17 protein-coding genes and 2 pseudogenes are annotated in these 17542 nt (G+C 39.0%); 9 read left to right on the forward strand and 10 right to left on the reverse strand.

What is annotated here, in order from left to right; genetic code table 11:
• Window positions 1–102: 102 nt before the first annotated feature.
• Genes treC through treP form a run of 3 tightly spaced genes read right to left on the reverse strand, consistent with a single transcriptional unit; the run spans window position 103 to window position 3952 of the window.
• Entirely contained in the window at window positions 103–1728 is a 1626-nt protein-coding gene (treC, locus tag QM450_RS05180) for an alpha,alpha-phosphotrehalase (RefSeq protein ID WP_414319889.1), read from the reverse strand.
• A 52-nt stretch (window positions 1729–1780) separates the two neighbouring features.
• On the reverse strand, window positions 1781–1978 hold the full coding sequence (locus tag QM450_RS05185; RefSeq protein WP_414319890.1) for a hypothetical protein: 198 nt from the start codon (window positions 1976–1978) through the stop codon (window positions 1781–1783).
• Window positions 1979–1984: 6 nt separating this feature from the next.
• Window positions 1985–3952 (reverse strand): PTS system trehalose-specific EIIBC component, encoded by a 1968-nt coding sequence (gene treP, locus QM450_RS05190; RefSeq protein ID WP_414319891.1) that lies wholly within the window; start codon window positions 3950–3952, stop codon window positions 1985–1987.
• Window positions 3953–4141: 189 nt separating this feature from the next.
• Between treP and treR the strand changes: the two genes are divergently transcribed.
• The gene (treR, locus tag QM450_RS05195; protein ID WP_414319892.1) at window positions 4142–4849 is read left to right on the forward strand and encodes a trehalose operon repressor; all 708 of its coding nucleotides are present in this window, start codon (window positions 4142–4144) and stop codon (window positions 4847–4849) included.
• A gap of 46 nt (window positions 4850–4895) precedes the next feature.
• On the opposite strand, the pseudogene QM450_RS05200 reads toward treR, so the two are convergent.
• Window positions 4896–5742: pseudogene (locus QM450_RS05200) on the reverse strand (IS630 family transposase).
• 89 nt (window positions 5743–5831) lie between these two features.
• Between QM450_RS05200 and QM450_RS05205 the strand changes: the two are divergent.
• Complete coding sequence (locus QM450_RS05205) at window positions 5832–7379, forward strand: ATP-binding cassette domain-containing protein (protein WP_414319893.1); 1548 nt, start codon at window positions 5832–5834, stop codon at window positions 7377–7379.
• A 139-nt stretch (window positions 7380–7518) separates the two neighbouring features.
• On the opposite strand, the pseudogene QM450_RS05210 reads toward QM450_RS05205, so the two are convergent.
• From QM450_RS05210 to QM450_RS05235, 6 genes and pseudogenes are all read right to left on the reverse strand, one after another.
• Window positions 7519–8384, reverse strand: a pseudogene (locus QM450_RS05210) (IS630 family transposase).
• Window positions 8385–8603: 219 nt separating this feature from the next.
• Window positions 8604–10064, reverse strand: coding sequence for an ATP-binding cassette domain-containing protein (locus tag QM450_RS05215; protein ID WP_414319894.1), 1461 nt, complete (start codon window positions 10062–10064; stop codon window positions 8604–8606).
• Window positions 10061–11332: a radical SAM protein gene (locus QM450_RS05220; protein ID WP_414319895.1), complete on the reverse strand. Its 1272-nt coding sequence runs from the start codon at window positions 11330–11332 to the stop codon at window positions 10061–10063. The genes QM450_RS05215 and QM450_RS05220 overlap by 4 nt, the downstream gene beginning before the upstream one ends.
• Window positions 11333–11517: 185 nt before the next feature.
• On the reverse strand, window positions 11518–12240 hold the full coding sequence (locus QM450_RS05225) for a hypothetical protein (protein WP_414319896.1): 723 nt from the start codon (window positions 12238–12240) through the stop codon (window positions 11518–11520).
• A gap of 154 nt (window positions 12241–12394) precedes the next feature.
• Window positions 12395–13090 (reverse strand): LrgB family protein, encoded by a 696-nt coding sequence (locus tag QM450_RS05230; protein WP_414319897.1) that lies wholly within the window; start codon window positions 13088–13090, stop codon window positions 12395–12397.
• On the reverse strand, window positions 13087–13461 hold the full coding sequence (locus QM450_RS05235) for a CidA/LrgA family protein (protein ID WP_000781321.1): 375 nt from the start codon (window positions 13459–13461) through the stop codon (window positions 13087–13089). The genes QM450_RS05230 and QM450_RS05235 overlap by 4 nt, the downstream gene beginning before the upstream one ends.
• A 181-nt stretch (window positions 13462–13642) precedes the next feature.
• Between QM450_RS05235 and QM450_RS05240 the strand changes: the two genes are divergently transcribed.
• The 7 genes from QM450_RS05240 to queF all read left to right on the forward strand — a co-directional run bounded on the left by QM450_RS05240 (window position 13643) and on the right by queF (window position 17190).
• Window positions 13643–14023, forward strand: a complete 381-nt coding sequence (locus tag QM450_RS05240; protein WP_075227290.1) for a MarR family winged helix-turn-helix transcriptional regulator — start codon at window positions 13643–13645, stop codon at window positions 14021–14023.
• 97 nt (window positions 14024–14120) lie between these two features.
• Complete coding sequence (locus QM450_RS05245) at window positions 14121–14342, forward strand: DUF4649 family protein (RefSeq protein WP_000570251.1); 222 nt, start codon at window positions 14121–14123, stop codon at window positions 14340–14342.
• Window positions 14343–14357: 15 nt separating this feature from the next.
• Window positions 14358–14672: a thioredoxin gene (gene trxA, locus QM450_RS05250; protein WP_001029581.1), complete on the forward strand. Its 315-nt coding sequence runs from the start codon at window positions 14358–14360 to the stop codon at window positions 14670–14672.
• A 201-nt stretch (window positions 14673–14873) separates the two neighbouring features.
• Window positions 14874–15527, forward strand: a complete 654-nt coding sequence (queC, locus tag QM450_RS05255; RefSeq protein WP_261063345.1) for a 7-cyano-7-deazaguanine synthase QueC — start codon at window positions 14874–14876, stop codon at window positions 15525–15527.
• A complete protein-coding gene (gene queD, locus QM450_RS05260; protein WP_414319898.1) occupies window positions 15527–15970 on the forward strand; it encodes a 6-carboxytetrahydropterin synthase QueD in 444 nt (147 codons plus the stop codon). The genes queC and queD overlap by 1 nt, the downstream gene beginning before the upstream one ends.
• On the forward strand, window positions 15963–16679 hold the full coding sequence (queE, locus tag QM450_RS05265) for a 7-carboxy-7-deazaguanine synthase QueE (RefSeq protein WP_414319899.1): 717 nt from the start codon (window positions 15963–15965) through the stop codon (window positions 16677–16679). Before queD ends, queE begins: the two co-directional genes overlap by 8 nt.
• Window positions 16680–16698: 19 nt before the next feature.
• Entirely contained in the window at window positions 16699–17190 is a 492-nt protein-coding gene (gene queF / locus QM450_RS05270; protein WP_000082589.1) for a preQ(1) synthase, read from the forward strand.
• Window positions 17191–17542 lie beyond the last annotated feature (352 nt).

A 17542-nucleotide genomic window follows, 5' to 3' on the forward strand; every position in this document is an offset into this window, starting at 1 on the left:
ATAAAGTCCTACGCCTGACTAGTTTGAGTTACGCTTTCAAAAAAATGGATTCTAGTAAAAAAAGAGCCCTTCTATTCCTTAGAAGAAGGCTCTTTCTTGATGTTAATCTACATAAATTGCTAGCGTTTGGTATGGTTTAAGAATTACTTTTTCAGCAAGTTCCACATTCTCATAGTTTGACAAGAGCACGCGCCCGGCTTGATATTCTGCTGGAATTGTCACTTCAACTTCGTTTCCATAGAAATGATTGAGCACCAAGAGTTTTTGACCGTCTAAGTGGCGTTCAAAGGCGTAGACCTGCTTGCTATCTTCAAGTGCTGGTTGATAGCTCCCTTCTGAAATGATTGGCATTGCTTTACGCAATCGAATCATTTCTTTATAGAATTTAAAGATTGGTCCGTTGATTTCATTTTCAACGTTGATGTCTTTGTAGGATTTACCAGCTTTCAACCATGGAGTGCCTGTTGAAAAACCTGCATTTTCAGAAGCATCCCATTGCATTGGTGTACGAGAATTATCACGTGACTTGGCTTGAATAATCTTAAAGTCCTGCTGAGGTGACTTGCCTTGATCCAAAAGCATCTGGTAGGCATTGATGGATTCCACATCTACATAGTCTTCCATAGAATCATAGTCTGGATCAATCATGCCGATTTCTTCGCCCATGTAGATATAAGGGGTCCCACGTGACAAGTGAATGCTGGCTGCCAGCATGGTTGCTCCTTCATTGCGGAAGTTCTTGATATCTACAAAGCGATTCAAGGCACGAGGTTGGTCATGGTTATTCCAGAAAAGGGCACTCCAACCACCACGTTCACTCATTTCCTTGCCCCATGTATGATAGAGGCGTTTGAGCTCTTCGAAATCAAAGGGAGCAATGGTCCATTTTTGACCGTCTTCATAGTCTACTTTAAGATGGTGAAAATTAAAGGCCATTGACAATTCGTGACGCTCTGGCGCTGAATAAAGAACACAGTTATCAATCGTTGTCGAAGACATCTCTCCAACTGTCATAAAACTATCATCAGAACCGAAGGTCGCTTCATTCATCATGTGAAGATAGTCATGGACAATGGGTTTATCCGTATAAGCTGGTTTTCCTTCGTTTTCAGGGCAATCCACCAAGACTTCGTCTTTACCAATCAAATTAATCACGTCAAAACGGAATCCTTTGACACCCTTGTCACGCCAGAAGTTGACCACCTGGAACAATTCCTTGCGGACATTGGGATTACGCCAATTGAGATCCGCCTGCGTCACGTCAAAGAGGTGGAGATAGTATTTCCCTGTATCTCCAAAAGGTGACCAGGCAGAACCACCAAATTTAGACAACCAATCGGTTGGTTGGTCCTGGATAAAGAAGAAATCTTGGTAGTACTTGTCTCCAGCGAGAGCCTTTTGGAACCACTCATGCTCTGTTGAGCAATGGTTAAGCACCATATCTAGCATGAAGTCAATCTTGTGCTCTTTTCCGACACGGATCATTTCTTCAAAATCAGCCATATCCCCAAAGATAGGATTGACGGCTGTATAGTCTGAAATATCGTAGCCATTATCTCGCTGAGGGCTTGGGTAGAAAGGATTAAGCCAAACCATATCCACGCCCAATTCTACTAGATAAGGAATTTTTTCGATGATGCCTCTGAAATCACCGATTCCATTTCCTGTCGTGTCCTTATATGATTTTGGATAGATTTGATAGACAACTTTTCTTTTATCAAGAGCCATAGTTTCTCCTTTTTGATAAAAGGGAGGGAGCTATATCCCAACCCTACACATTTTAAAACTTATACTCTTCGAAAATCTCTTCAAACCACGTCAGCGTCGCCTTACCGTAGGTATGGTTACTGACTTCGTCAGTTCTATCCGCAACCTCAAAACAGTGTTTTGAGCTGACTTCGTCAGTTCCATCTACAACATCAAAACGGTGTTTTGAGCAACCTGCGGCTAGCTTCCTAGTTTGCTCTTTGATTTTCATTGAGTATTAGATTCGTTTAGCAACCATCAAGTCTTCCCCGTGTTTAATCACTCGAGGGTAAGTTCCATCGATTGACGCTGTGTACGCATCTTGGTTAGTGATGATGACTGGAGTTTCAGTCACAAGTCCTGCATCCTTGATCACTTTCATATCAAAGCTAATCAATTTTTGTCCTACAGTAACATGGTCTCCTTGAGACACATGACTTTCAAAGCCACGACCTTCTAGACCAACAGTGTCCATGCCGATGTGCATCAATAACTCAACACCTTCATCAGATACAATACCGATGGCGTGCTTAGTTGGAAATAGGACTGTAACTGTACCATTTACTGGCGAAGTCAACTCACCTTGGCTTGGTTCAATCACTAGACCTTGTCCCATGACACCTGATGCAAAGACTGGGTCTGTTGCTTGACTTAGTTCTTTTACTTGTCCTTCCAGTGGACTGATAATTTTTGTTGAAGCAACAGGAGTTGATTCTTGATGATGGAATTCTGCTTCTTCCTGTGCTTGAAATTCTGCTTTTAATTCTGTGTCATCTTCTGTTTTTGTAAAGAGTCCTGCCTTACGGAAGAAGAAGGTCAATAGCATTGGAACAACGATTGCAACTAGCATGGTCCCTGCAAATGGAAGCATGTATTGTGGTTGAATAGAAAGAATACCTGGCAAACCACCAATACCGATAGAAGCAGCAGTCACGTTAAATATCACAGAAAGCATACCTGCAAGAGCTGAACCAATCATCCCAGCCACAAATGGATAGATGTATTTGACGTTAACCCCAAAGAGGGCAGGTTCTGTTACACCGAGATAGGCTGAAATGGTTGCAGGAAGTGATACCTGAGCTTCACGCTCATCACGACGGTGCATCAAATAGTAGGCAAACACTGCTGAACCTTGGGCAATATTAGAAAGAGCAATCATAGGCCAGAGAGCAGTTCCACCAGCATCTGCAATCAACTGCGTATCAATGGCATTAGTCATGTGGTGAAGACCAGTGATAACAAATGGAGCATAGAGGGCACCAAAGATTGCACCGAAGAGCCACTTAACTGGACCAGTTAACCCTGCCAATACAACTGCTGAGAGTCCTTGACCAATTGTCCATCCGATTGGTCCCAAAACAGTGTGAGCCAAAATCAAGGCCGGAATCAATGATAAGAATGGTACAAAAATCATGGAAATGACTTCTGGAATATGCTTGCGCCAGAAGAGTTCCAAGTAAGCCAAACTCAATCCTGCCAGTAAAGCTGGGATAACTTGAGCTTGGTAACCGATACGATTAACAGTGAAATATCCAAAATTCCAAACCCAGTTATCTGCAATTTCTGATGCAGGTGTCGAAGCAACTGCATAGGCATTCAGCAACTGAGGTGAAACCAAACAGATCCCGAGAACAATACCCAAGATTTGGCTGGTTCCCATCTTACGAGAAACAGACCAAGTAATCCCTACTGGCAAGAACTGGAAGATGGCCTCACCTGGCAACCAGAGGAAGTGATTGACTCCTGACCAAAACTGAGAGGATTCTGTGATGGTCTTGCCATCCAACATTGACCAATGTACGCCTTCAAGAACATTACGGAAACCGAGGATCAATCCTCCGACGATCAAGGCCGGAATGATCGGTGTAAAGATTTCAGCCAGAGTTGTCATCACACGTTGAACTGGATTTTGATTACTCTTAGCAGCTGACTTAGCCGCTTCTTTAGAAACTCCTTCGATCCCAGATACAGCTGTAAAATCATTATAAAAAATGGGCACATCATTTCCGATGATAACCTGGAATTGACCAGCGTTTGTAAAAGTCCCCTTAACTGCTGAGATGGATTCGATAGCCTTGACATCAGCTTTCTGATCGTCTCCTAGAACAAACCGCATCCGTGTTGCACAGTGGGTTACTGCCGTGATATTATCTTTGCCTCCGATTGCTTGTAGCAAGTCTTTAGCTTCTTGTTCAAATTTTCCCATTTGAATCTCCTTATATTTGTCAAGACTTCCTTGACTTGATAATTCAATTGTAATCGATACCAAACTTGTCTGCAACTTGTTTGTTAAAAATAATGGATTTTTTCCTTATATTTTGGTAACTTGTATGTTAAAATAAATACATGTACTGTTCTCATAGGCAATCAGAACTATTTTTACAAGGAAGTAACTGTGAAGAAATATCAAAAATTATTTAAACAGATAGAAGCCGATATCCAAAATGAAACCTATGCTATTGGAGATTTTCTTCCAAGCGAGCATGAGTTGATGGAGATATACCAAGTCAGTCGTGATACTGTCCGAAAATCCTTGTCCCTGCTCCAAGAAGAGGGACTAATTAAAAAAATCAGAGGACAGGGGTCTCAGGTCATTAAAGAAGAAACTGTAAATTTCCCAGTGTCTAACCTAACTAGTTACCAAGAATTGGTCCAAGAGTTAGGACTTCGCTCAAAAACAAATGTAGTGAGTCTAGATAAGATTATCATCGACAAGAAAGCTTCTCTCTTGACTGGCTTTCCAGAATTTCGGATGGTCTGGAAGGTGGTCCGTCAACGAGTTGTAGATGACCTAGTTTCCGTACTGGATACTGACTATTTAGATATGGAACTAATTCCTGGACTCAGTCGAGAAATTGCTGAACAGTCTATCTACTCTTATATCGAAAATCAGCTCAAACTTACCATAGACTATGCTCAAAAGGAAATCACCATTGACCAGAGTAACGATCGTGATAAGATTCTGATGGACATTGGCAAAGACCCCTATGTTGTATCCATTAAATCAAAAGTCTATCTCCAAGACGGGCGCCAATTTCAGTTCACTGAAAGTCGACACAAACTTGAGAAGTTTCGATTTGTAGATTTTGCAAAGAGAAAATAAAGAGGAAAAGGCGCATAGTTATCAAGTTTTAAAATACTTGATATAGTCATTTAGTTTTAAAAAAGCACTCTAAACATTCAAAGATATTTGGAACTTCCCTTAATAAATCTGTCACTTTCTTTTTCAAGACAGCCCAAGCTTGCTCAATGGGATTCAAATCTGGTGAATAAGGTGGTAGAGGTAAGAAAAAGTGTTTATCTTTGACGCAAAGTTCATCCAAGATCTTCTTGGGATGAAAACTAGCATTGTCCATGACAATGACATGAGGTGTCTTCAAAGCAGGCAGGAGTTTCGTTTTGAACCACTTCACAAAGAAGTCGCTCGTCATGCTCTCCTTGTAAATCATGGGAGCTATAAACTCTCCATCTACTTGTCCTGCAACAATTGAAGTCCGCTCAAAACGCCGTCCATTAATCTTTTCATAGACTTTCTCTCCTCTAGGAGCCCGTGCATGAGAACGATAGAGGTAGCGGTCGATTCCTGTTTCGTCAATATATACGACTGGTAAATCTTTTAGATTATCCAAAATATCAAGAAATTCAGCGACTTTCTCTGGATCTTGTTCCTTAAAGCTAGTCGTCTTTTTTTAAAGTGACATTGATCTGCTTTAAAGCTGCCCATACTGAAGGAACAGCACAATCAAAATGTGCCGCAATTTCCCGTAAAAAAGCATCTGGATGAGCCTCGACAAAGGCCTTCAACTCCTCCAAAGGAATCTTTCGGCTTTTGGCGACTCTCTTTTTCCGCTCTAAATGCCCTTGTTCACGTAATTTCTTTTCCCATGTGAAGAGAGTTCTGACGCCAACATCAAAAACTTTGGATGCCTCGACATGGCTGTGTCCCTCTTTGATGTAATTTAATGCTCGTTGTTTAAAATCTGTACTATATGACATAGCTTTATTATAGTTGCTTATTTAAAACTAAGCAACTATAATAAATTAAAAACTAATTACATGTATATCGATAAGGAGGTCAACTCTTTATGCTAAGAAGATTTGTTACTAAGAAACACCTCGTACTTTACTTCTTTTCTATTAGCATTACCTGGCTGGAAGCGATTATTACGCCAGCCCTTGTTCAGAATATTGTTGCTAGTTTTACCAATCAAGAACTAGGCCTTCTTTGGAAAGTTTTGATTTTAGGAATTCTTGGTAATCTCATTCTCCTACTAGGTTTGGCTGGAAAACGCTATTACTATGCCCGTTTGATTACTGATTTCAAATATGGAATCAAGAGTGCTATTTTCAAGCGATTTTTAAACAGTTATGAGATTGATGAAAAGGATATTTTGTCCGACCTAGAAAACGACGTCAAGCAAATAGAAGAAAGCTATATTGAACCAACGGTTATCATTATTTCTTCTCTTGGTTTCACCACTGTGTCCATTCTCTATGCCCTGTGGACCAATTTTTACCTAGGCTTGATTTTCATCCTCTTCTACTCCTTTCCTGTCCTCTGCAGTGCTATCGGATCAAAGCGCTTGGATTCACTTTCTGAAAAGCGGTCAACTATTAACCAGAGCTACTTATCAAGCTTGACAAATTTTATTGGCGGTAACCAACAAATTCGCCATTATCAGGGTCAAGACTTCTTTTTTGCTCGCTACCAAAAGCAATTACAAACTAGTCTAGATGCCGAGATCAACTATGAAAAACAACGAACTTTAAACAGTCTCTTGATCAATAGCATCGACGCCTTTTGCTCCGTCACACCTATTGTCATCGGTGGTTTTATGACCTACTATAATTATTTAGATGCGGCTAGTTTTGTGGCCATCTATCTGGTTTCCCATAATATCGGCTATCAATTCCAAGAGTTGGCTTACTTTACCAACACCCGAAAAGCGACTCGAACTCTTCTCAACAAATACCAAAAACTTTTGGACCAGTCTGACTCCATCTCGCCTAGAAGCATAGAAAGCATTTTCCCTATCCAACTTGACATCATCTCCCTAGAAAAAGATGCAAATGTCCTCCTATCTCCGATTTCCATGCACATCAAGCAAGGAGAAAAAATTGCCATTATCGGGGAAAGTGGCTCTGGTAAGACAACCCTGCTCAATATCATTCATGGAGAAGAGACACCGACAAGTGGGCAGATTAACTTTGCTGGTCAAAACCTGTCACGTCAAGAAATCACGAGTATTAGTTCCTATATCCTCCAAGATAGCCATTACTTTGATACGCTCTCTCTGGAAGACAATATCCTTCTGGGACTGGATAAAAAACAAGAGACTTTAAATCATATCCTCAAAAAAACAGGATTAGAACATTTGAAAAATCGAACACTCAGTAATGACAGCCTATCTAGTGGTGAGAAACAACGCCTAGAAATCGCTCGCGCCCTCTACCATGATAGCCAACTCATCTTAGCCGATGAGATTAAGGCCAATCTTGACTTGGAAAATAGCAGAAAGATCAGTGACTTGCTCTTCCCCCTACCTCAAACAGTCATAGAAGTCATTCACCACTACACAGAAGAGGACTTAAAACACTACGACCAAGTCATTCACCTAAGCAAAGAAAAGTAATAGTCTATAACATACGATTTTAAAAAGAAGCTGGGTAAAAACTCAATTTCAGGAGAAAATGAAGTAAATCTTCCCACAATAAAACGCATAGTATCAAGTTTTTTAATACCTGATATTATGCGTTTTTCTGATTTTACAGTCAATTGAAACAAGAGCAGGACAAAAGAGCCTCAAAAAAAGTATTGCAACTTGGCAATACCTTTTTGAGATGCTTTTTAATATGAGCTCATTTCTTCTCAATAGGATTGTACTCAGGTGAGTAGGGAGGAAGGGGTAAAAGTTTATGCCCAAATTCTTCACATAAGAGCTCTAGCTTACCCATTCTATGGAATCTTGCATTATCCATAATAATAACTGATGGTTTGTTTAATGTTGGTAAGAGAAACTTCTGAAATCAAGCTTCAAAAAAGTCGCTCGTCATCGTCTCTTCGTAAGTCATTGGAGCGATTAACTCACCATTCGTTAGCCCTGCAACCAAAGAAATCCTCTGATATCTTCTTCCAGATACTTTACCTCTTATTAATTGACCTTTTAAAGAGCGACCATATTCTCGATAAAAATAAGTATCGAATCCTGTTTCATCAATATAAACAGGTGCTAGATGCTTTAAACTATTAAAACTATTAAAACTATTAAAATTTTTAAAAAATAAGGCTAATTTTCCTGGGTCTTGTTCAAAGTAGGTGTGGTTCTTTTTTTTCGAGTGTAGCCCATAGCTTTAAGAGCATAGTGGATAGTAGTTGGATGACAGTCAAATTCAGCAGCTATCTCAGTCAAATAAGCATCTGGATTGTCAGTAAGATAGTTTTTAAGTCTATCTCTATCAACTTTTCTTGGTTTTGTTCCTTTTACTTGATGATTTAGGTCCCCTGTTTTCTCTTTTAGATTTAACCAGCCATAAATGGTATTACGTGAGATTTGGAAAACGTGTGACGCTTCTGTTATACTGCCTGTTCGCTCACAATAAGCGAGAACTTTTTTACGAAAATCTATTGAATATGCCATAAGAAGATTATACCACATTATGTACTATTTTGGGTTCAATTGACTATAAAAACTTTTTACCCAGTCTTTTCTTGCTAATCTGTAGTGGATTGAAAATAAGATATGAACAAAGAGATTAGGAAAGTTAAATTAATTTCTAGAAATGTTTTAGAATCCATAGCATACTATTCTAGGGTCAATGCACTATATTTCTTAAACTCAATAAAGTTCTAATTTTCCTTACTCACTATCACATGATTGAAGATTAATAACTTCTGTTGGAAAATCAACTAAATCATCATCATGACTAATCAAAATCACTAACTTTTCTTTTGATAACAAGTCGGACAGGATTTGCACTACTTTTTTCTTGTTTTGTGAATCTAAAAAATTACTTGGCTCATCAAAAATATAAACATCTTTATCCACCGCTACTGCTTCTTGCAACTGCAACAATTTTAGTTGTCCCATAGATGCACCTTGACTCAATTCATTTTTATAAAATCGACTCGCAACAGGTTCTGCAGGGCAGTACGAAAAATTCGAATTCTTTCTATAATTAGGTAAGTAAATCTCACCATGATAATTCATGCTGTAGCCTACTATCGCTAAAATCAATCGCGTCTTCCCCACACCATTTTCTCCAACAATACGATAAATATGCCCTTTTTCTAAACGAGTTGTTAATGGCTCATGCAGTTCTTCGCCATCCCTCCCCAGGCTAACATACTTTTCTAAGACTATCTCTAAAATTGGAGTAGACTCATACGAAATCTGAACAGGTTCTAAAAAATTGATAAAATTTTCGATAATTTGCTTACTTCCTGAGTACTCCTTATAAACATCAAGGAAGTATTCAATAGGTATCCAAAATTGTGAAATATATAGTTGGATAGCCATTAGATCACCAATAGTAATCCAACCTTTATAAGTTTGATAACCTGATATAATCGTCGTCATCATAATCATAAAATTCAAAAATGCATAGGAAAGAAAATTTTCAAATAAAGAAGTCATTCTCACTTCCTTATTTTTACATGAAATATATTTTTTCACCAAGGGAGAGAAATCAATCAAGCTAGAATGAGCTGAAAATCGCTTACTAGGCATGAGTTTATAACTATCCACTAGATAATCGCGTATATCCTTCATACAATTCACTGTATCGGAACCAAGCTTAGATAGTCGTCCACTATATTTCTGCGAAATAAAGATAAATACAGGTATCAAAATACCTATCATCACAGCAATAGTAGGAGAAATACTCCATAAAATCCCTATAATCACAAGCGCTCGTATCAAGTACAGGAGAAGAGCAACAGGATATTCGTTAAAAAATCGTTTTAACAGCTCATAAGTCTGCCCTAATTCTTGTGTAATGGTAGCTTCAGACAATTCTGTCTCTACCATATCATAGAGCTGGATATTTTCAGCAGTTTTTTGGCAAATATTCTGCCAAACATGCGATTCTGATTCTCCTTGAATCACATCACAAAAATAATATAAAACTTGAATAAACAGAGAAATTCCTACATAAAGCACCCCATAAACAATCATAGCATGAACTTTATGAGATAGAATATGGTCAACAAATAACTTACTAATATAAGGAATAGCTACAGTTAGTATAGTAACAAGGGCATTCAAAATAAAGCTTTTTAGAAATAGCACTTTATTGTTATAGGATAACAATCTTTTCATCTGCATGCCTCCATAGTAACATTTTTATCCACATATATTTTATGAACAGATATATGTTGAATAGCCCCTTCAACATCCTCCTTTGTCAATAATCCTAATTCATCTAAAAATACAATCTTGTGAAACCACTCTAAATAGTCAAACTGACAATCGCGTTCCATCTTCCCATTATTTACAAATGTATTAAATGGGCAACCTCCATAACAAAATTCATAATAAGCACAATCTTTATATGGGCACATACTTCCCAGACCTGTTAATTCGTTAGTAGCCTGACCAATACTTCCCAACTGATAGTTTTCATTCCCTACTAATGAATAGCATTTATATAAGGTACCGTTGGCATGAATTGTAAGAGAATCTTGATTTTTGAACATACAGTACCCTCCTATTTTTAAATCATGATAATACGGTATATTTTCCTTTGATAAAAACAGCAATAAATCTAGACAAATCTTCTTTTTAGTTTCACTATCAATATATAAAATTGAATCGTTAGGTACAGCTACAAAATCAAAATAAAGATTAAAATTTTCAAATTCTGTATACTTTTTTAAATCTAAAAATAATTTCTGGATAGATATATAATTTCTTTTAGATATGTTAACTCTAGCCTGAATGGATAAATTTTTATACTTTTCCAACATAACTGACAAGTTATTTATGATTCTATGATAAGTTCCTTTCCCTAATCGATTGCATCTTTCTAGGTTATGATAGTGTTCATCACCATCAAAAGAAACTTGAATAGCAAAATTATGACAATCAAGAAAAGACATTATTTTATTTGTGAATATCGTTCCATTTGTAATCAAAGTATACGAAATAGGAATAGGTAGTTTCTCATCTAAAGTTTCACATAAATTTCGTATAAGCTGAAAGTTATATAATGGTTCACCACCAGTAAAACAGATATCCAGAGATTTATACTGCTTAAAATTGATCTCATCTAATATAAAATTCACAATCTTTTTACCGTCATGTTCACTACTTAAGGACTGCTTCCTATCCTTATCATTCTCAAAGCAATAAGAGCAAGTCAAGTTACACGACATAGTTGTAACTATATATAGTGATAATTCATCTCCCTCTACTATTCGTTTAGAGTGAATAAAGGGCACTTGTTTATCAATATCACTTATCAAATAAGGAAATTCTTTTAAAGATAACTTCTTGAATAGTCCCTCATCAATCTCACGAATAGATCCTGTATATAAATTTTTTAAATAAACTACATCATCTGTAGAAAAAGAATAAATTGTTTCCACAACTTATCTCCCGCTTTAAAAAGGCTGAGGGGATCCCCTCAGCCTCATCATTATAATAGTAAAGTGATAAATTATCGCTTTTACATAAGCAACTCAAGGCAATCTAACGATAACGCCCTGGGCATTTATCTGGATGCTACTGTACTGAGGCTAGGTGACCTTTTTTACAACTTTGATAACATAAGTCAAATTAAGCATCGCTTTCCATCCTTTTTTAAAAAATTTATTATACGTATAATTCTTTTATAGAAAAGAAAAATCTCATATACTGTTAAGCAAATTTTTTTGTATCCGTTTTCTTTGATTTCATTGTATATATTCTCATGTAGATTGTCAAGTATTTTTTTGAAAAATTTTCCGTTAAAAAAATTGTAATAACTGGAAATGTCATTTGTTAACTGATCCTCAAATTCCCAATCATAATCAGCTATTGGTTCAATCATATCTAGATCGTCTAAGCCCATGCTTTTACTGGTATAGTCATTAAACCCTGCATGAATATGTGTATAGAAATCACGGATACTCCCGTCAAGTTCTAGTTTTGACTGATTAAAGTGGTCTGTAAACTCTCGGTCCGAAATCGGTATTTTACCCTCATAAAATACTAGACTCTTGCTCTGATAAGTTCTAATGGAATAAAGCAAGGAATAGGTAGGTCCAATTTTGATAAGGTCTATAGCCTCCAGAAACTCTTCTAGATAAGAGATCGTATTGCTGAGTTCTTCAGCTAGATATTTTTTCCATTCTCCTAGGATGATTTGTTTTCTTTTAGAAAAATCTGATGTTTGAAAGGCATCCCGCCAATATTGTGGAATAGGATGATTGGACAGATTTTCAAAATTAGATAAAATCTCGACCATCTCTCCAAATGGCACATATTTCTTTAAAAAATTTAATTTTTCATTCATAAACTATCTCTATTCATTTCTGTAAAATCCCCTTGACGCCACTTTTCTTCAACTCTTAAGTCCTAGATAGATATAGTTTCGGGTCACAGGACAATCTTTTTCATCCTCACCCTAAAATAAAACCGATGTTCTCCAAATTCTTAATCCTTGCTTTTTAACTCAAGATCAAATTAGCTACAATAGGACTGACAAATACATAGAGAACACCTGTAACACCGATAGCTAATCCTCCCATAGCACCTGCAACTGGTCCATAGCGAAAGGCTGTTCCAGTTCCAACAGCGTGACCTGTTCCACCCAGGGCTAGTCCAGCAGCTACTGGATCGTCTATTTTTAGCCATTTTAGAAGTGTTGGTCCGATTACACTGGTTAAAATACCAGTTGCTACGACAACTACTAGGGTCACAGTTGTCAAGCCCTGCAACTTTTCTGTAATCCCTACTGCCATAGCAGTCGTTACTGACTTAGGAAAGAGGGAAATAGCTAGGAAAAAGTCCATACCAAAGATTTTGGCCACAAGGGCTGTGAAAGAGGTATTGACCACTACCGCCATCAGACTACCAAAGAGAATACTGCGAGCATGATGCTTCATCAAGTGGAAACTCTTATAGAGGGGAATTCCTAGAGCCACTGTTGAAGGAACAATTAAGTTATTAAGATAAACCCCACCTTGGTAGTAATCTTGGTAGGAAATGCCAGTCACCTTTAGAAAGATAATTATAAAAATAGCTGACAGCAACAAGGGAGTCGTTAAGGGATGAGGATAGCGTCTGAAAATCATCATTCCCCCAAGATAGGCTAAGATTGACAAGGCAATCCCAAATAGGGGATTGGATACAAATTCGCTCATTTAGCACCTCTTTCTTCGTAGTCACCTTCATAGCGTTTTTTGATAAATTGAACCACAAGCGCAATCAGGATGATATTAATCACTGCTGCAAAAAAGACAATCAAGACAATAGGTAGGAGATAGGGAGCAATCACATCAAACTTTTCCATAATTCCAACCGCAGGAGGGAGAAAAAGAATGGTCATGTTGGCTAGGAGAAAATTCCCCACCATATTGACATGGCGGATACGCAGCCACTTGAACTGCAAGGCAAGAAAAAGAATAATCAAGCCGATGATACTTCCTGGTATTGGCAAATGAAAAAAACTGGAGATTCCTTCACCGATTAGAGAAATCACAAAGAGAATCATTAACTGAACATATAACTTCATTGTAAACTCCACAAATAGACTTTCTGCATACCAGTTTACTCTTTTTTCAGAAAATTTCAAGGAAATATATAAGAAACATCCTTCTTGCTATCTAAGCCAAAAAGGTGTATACTAATTGCGTGCGCAAGCATCATAGATGCACTAGTATGATTACACTATTATAGAGGGAAAGGAGATGGACATGACTTACTTAGAAAAATGGTTTGACTTCAACCGTAGGCAAGTAGAGCTAGAAGCTATTTTAGAAGAGACCATCGCTGAGCAGAGTGAACAAACCTTGACACTCAAGGAATTTTACCTCTTGCACTTTCTAAATCAGGCTGAAGGCAAATCCCTAAGACAAATCGACTTGCCAGACAAACTCCACCTGAGCCCTAGTGCTGTTTCACGGATGGTGGCTCGCCTAGAAGCAAAAAACTGCGGTTTACTTAGTCGGAGATGCTGCGACCAGGACAAACGAGCTAGTTTTATCTGCCTGACAAGCGAAGGACAGACTACCTTGGCTTATTTACAAACAGCTGTTGAAGAAAGCTTAGCAAGAAAATCAAACTGGTTAGCCTAACATATTTTTTTAAAAAACTTGCGTGCGCAATCATTTTTCTTGACATTCCTTTTTTCAAGGAGTAAAATGAAAACATGATTTAGCAAAGGAGAATCCTATGATTGAAATTACCTATCTAGATGCCAGCAAGAACGAAAGAACTGTGACTTTCGAATCTTATGACGACTTTGATCGTTCACAACAAGCTTGCCTTATCGGCGTCGCAGACTACTACCCAGTCCAAAAATTAACTTACAACGGTCATGATTTGGACTACCATGGGACTTACGGAGATGTCTTCTTCTATCTCATGAAACAAGATTTAAGCCAATATAACTAAAAAAGGAGAAATACAATGGCAAAAGCAATTACAGATGCAACATTTGAACAAGAAACAAAAGACGGTTTGGTCTTAGTAGACTTCTGGGCAACTTGGTGTGGTCCATGTCGCATGCAAGGTCCAATCTTGGATAAATTGTCTGAAGAACTTTCAGAAGATGTCTTGAAAATCGTTAAAATGGACGTGGATGAAAATCCAAACACAGCTCGTGCTTTTGGAATCATGTCTATCCCAACTCTTCTCTTCAAAAAAGACGGGCAAGTAGTCAAACAAGTTGCTGGTGTACACACAGCAGAACAAATCAAGGCCATCGTTGCTGAATTGAGCTAATCTAATGAGAGACCAAGTACTTTATTTGGTCTCTTTTTTCTTGCCCTTTGCCATTTTTCAAAAAATATGCTAGACTGTAGGTAGAATATTACGATGTTTGGGACATGCCATCGCTAAAAAAAACCTTGACTTGGTATTTTTTAGCTCCCTCAAGGGAGCTTTTTGCGTGCTCTGAACATTTCCCATTTTGGAAGGAGTACTATGAAACGTCAATCAGCCTTGGTCGTCTTTAGTGGCGGTCAAGATTCCACAACCTGCCTCTTTTGGGCTAAAGAACACTATGAAACAGTCGAAGCTGTCACCTTTGCCTACGGCCAACGCCATCATCTCGAAATTCAAGTTGCCCAAGAAATCGCTAAGGAACAGGGTATTCGCCACCATATCCTCGATATGTCTCTTCTGGGGCAAATCACTGAAAATGCCTTGACCTCTGATTTGGAAATCGAGCAAAAAGAGGGAGAGGTTCCCAATACCTTCGTTGATGGTCGCAACCACCTCTTTCTGTCCTTTGCGGCAGTTCTTGCCAAGCAACGAGGCATTAAAGACATCGTGACAGGTGTCTGTGAGACAGACTTCTCAGGCTACCCCGATTGTCGAGATGTCTTTGTCAAATCCCTTAATGTCACTCTCAACCTTGCCATGGATTACGACTTTGTTATCCAAACGCCTCTCATGTGGCTGGACAAGGCTGAAACTTGGGAATTAGCCGACCAACTCGGTGCCTTTGACTATGTTCGTGAAAAGACCTTAACCTGCTACAACGGGATTATCGGAAGTGGCTGTGGAGATTGCCCAGCCTGCCATTTACGTCAGCATGGTCTAGATGTTTACCTCTCACAGAAAGGAGAAGACTAATGTTTTTTGCACCCAAAGAAATCAAACAGGAAACTGGGGAGTCTCTTGTCTACAATCCTCACAGAACCTTGGTATCAAAAGAATTTACCTTTGATGCTGCCCACCACCTCTTTCACTACGAGGGAAAATGCAAGTCCCTGCACGGCCACACCTACCATTTGCAAATCGCTGTCAGTGGATTTTTAGATGAACGGGGCATGACCTACGATTTCGGAGACATCAAAACGATCTACAAGAACTACTTAGAGCCCCACTTGGATCATCGCTATCTCAATGAAACCCTGCCCTATATGAACACGACTGCTGAAAATATGGTTTACTGGATTTTCCAAACCATGAACCAAGAGTTGCCAGGCGAACGCGGTCTCCGTTTGGAATACGTTCGCCTCTATGAAACTCCGACTGCCTTTGCGGAGTTTAGACGGGAGTGGTTAGATGACTAGGGAGCGTGTCCTCAAACTACCAGTTTTGGAAATTTTCGGCCCAACCTTTCAAGGCGAAGGCCGTGCAATTGGGCAGAAAACCATGTTTGTCCGCACTGCCGGTTGCGACTATCACTGCGACTGGTGCGACTCTGCCTTTACTTGGGATGGCTCTGAAAAGCCAACTCGTATGACTGCTGACGAGGTCATTGCTGCCTTGGATAAATTGGGGAGCTACGACTACGTCACCCTATCTGGGGGAAATCCTGCTATCCTAGCAGCCAACATGGCCGAATTGGTCACCAAGCTCAAGGAACGTGGTGTCACCCTTGCTGTCGAGACTCAAGGTTCTCGCTGGCAAAATTGGTTAAAAGATATCGATCAGATCACTCTCAGCCCCAAACCTCCTTCATCCAAGATGGAAGTCAACTTTGAAACCTTGGACTTTATCGTTTCCCAACTAAATCCAGACAAGGTCACCTTTAAAATCCCTGTCTTTGATGATGCGGATTTGGCCTTTGCCAAAGGCATTCAAGAGCGCTACCAACCAGATGTTCTCTTCTTATCAGCAGGAAATCCTGAGCCCAAGGCCACAGGCAATATTGTCCAAGACCAACTGGACCGCCTCAAAGAACTCTGGGAACGCGTCGCTACTGACGATAGCTGGGGCAATGTCCGCGTCCTTCCTCAACTCCATACCCTCCTCTACGACAACCAACGTGGTGTTTAAGATTAGAAAGAAAAAAATCATGTCACAACAAGAAGAAATGAAAAACCTAAGCCTCCTCGGCAACAAAGAAACCAACTACATTTTCGAATATCAACCCGAAGTCCTCGAATCCTTTGACAATCGTCATGTGGAAAATGACTATTTCATCAAGTTCAACTGCCCTGAATTTACCTCACTTTGTCCAATCACTGCTCAGCCAGACTTTGCGACGATTTATATTTCCTACATTCCTGACAAGCTCTGTGTCGAGTCAAAATCCCTCAAACTCTACCTCTTTAGCTACCGAAACCATGGAGATTTTCATGAAAACTGTATCAACACCATCGGAAAAGACTTGGTTAATTTGCTAGACCCTCGCTACTTAGAGGTTTGGGGGAAATTTACACCTCGCGGTGGTATTTCAATCGACCCTTACTACAACTACGGTAGACCTGGTACCAAGTATGAAGGCTTGGCAGAACAACGCCTCTTCCAACACGACCTTTATCCAGAGAAAATTGACAACCGCTAATACTCTTCGAAAATCTCTTCAAACCGCGTCAACGTTGCCTTGCCGTAGGTATGGTTGAGGCTGGGCAAAAACTCAATTTCAGGAGAAAATGAAATAAATATCCCCACAATAAAACGCATAGCATCAAGGTTTTTCAATACCTGATACTATGCGTTTTTCTGATTCCAAAGACTTTTTTCCCAGCCTCTTCATCTACAATCTCAAAACCATGTTTTGAGCTGACTTCGTCAGTTCTTTCTACAACCTCAAGCAGTGCTTTGAGCAACCTGCGGCTAGTTTGCTCTTTGATTTTTATAGTGAAATGAAATAGAATCTAAACAAATTTACCAGAGTAGTTAAGTCAATTTCTAGC

Origin of the sequence: Streptococcus infantis, from assembly GCF_047464615.1 — a bacterium.
GTDB classification, from domain to species: domain Bacteria; phylum Bacillota; class Bacilli; order Lactobacillales; family Streptococcaceae; genus Streptococcus; species Streptococcus infantis_Y.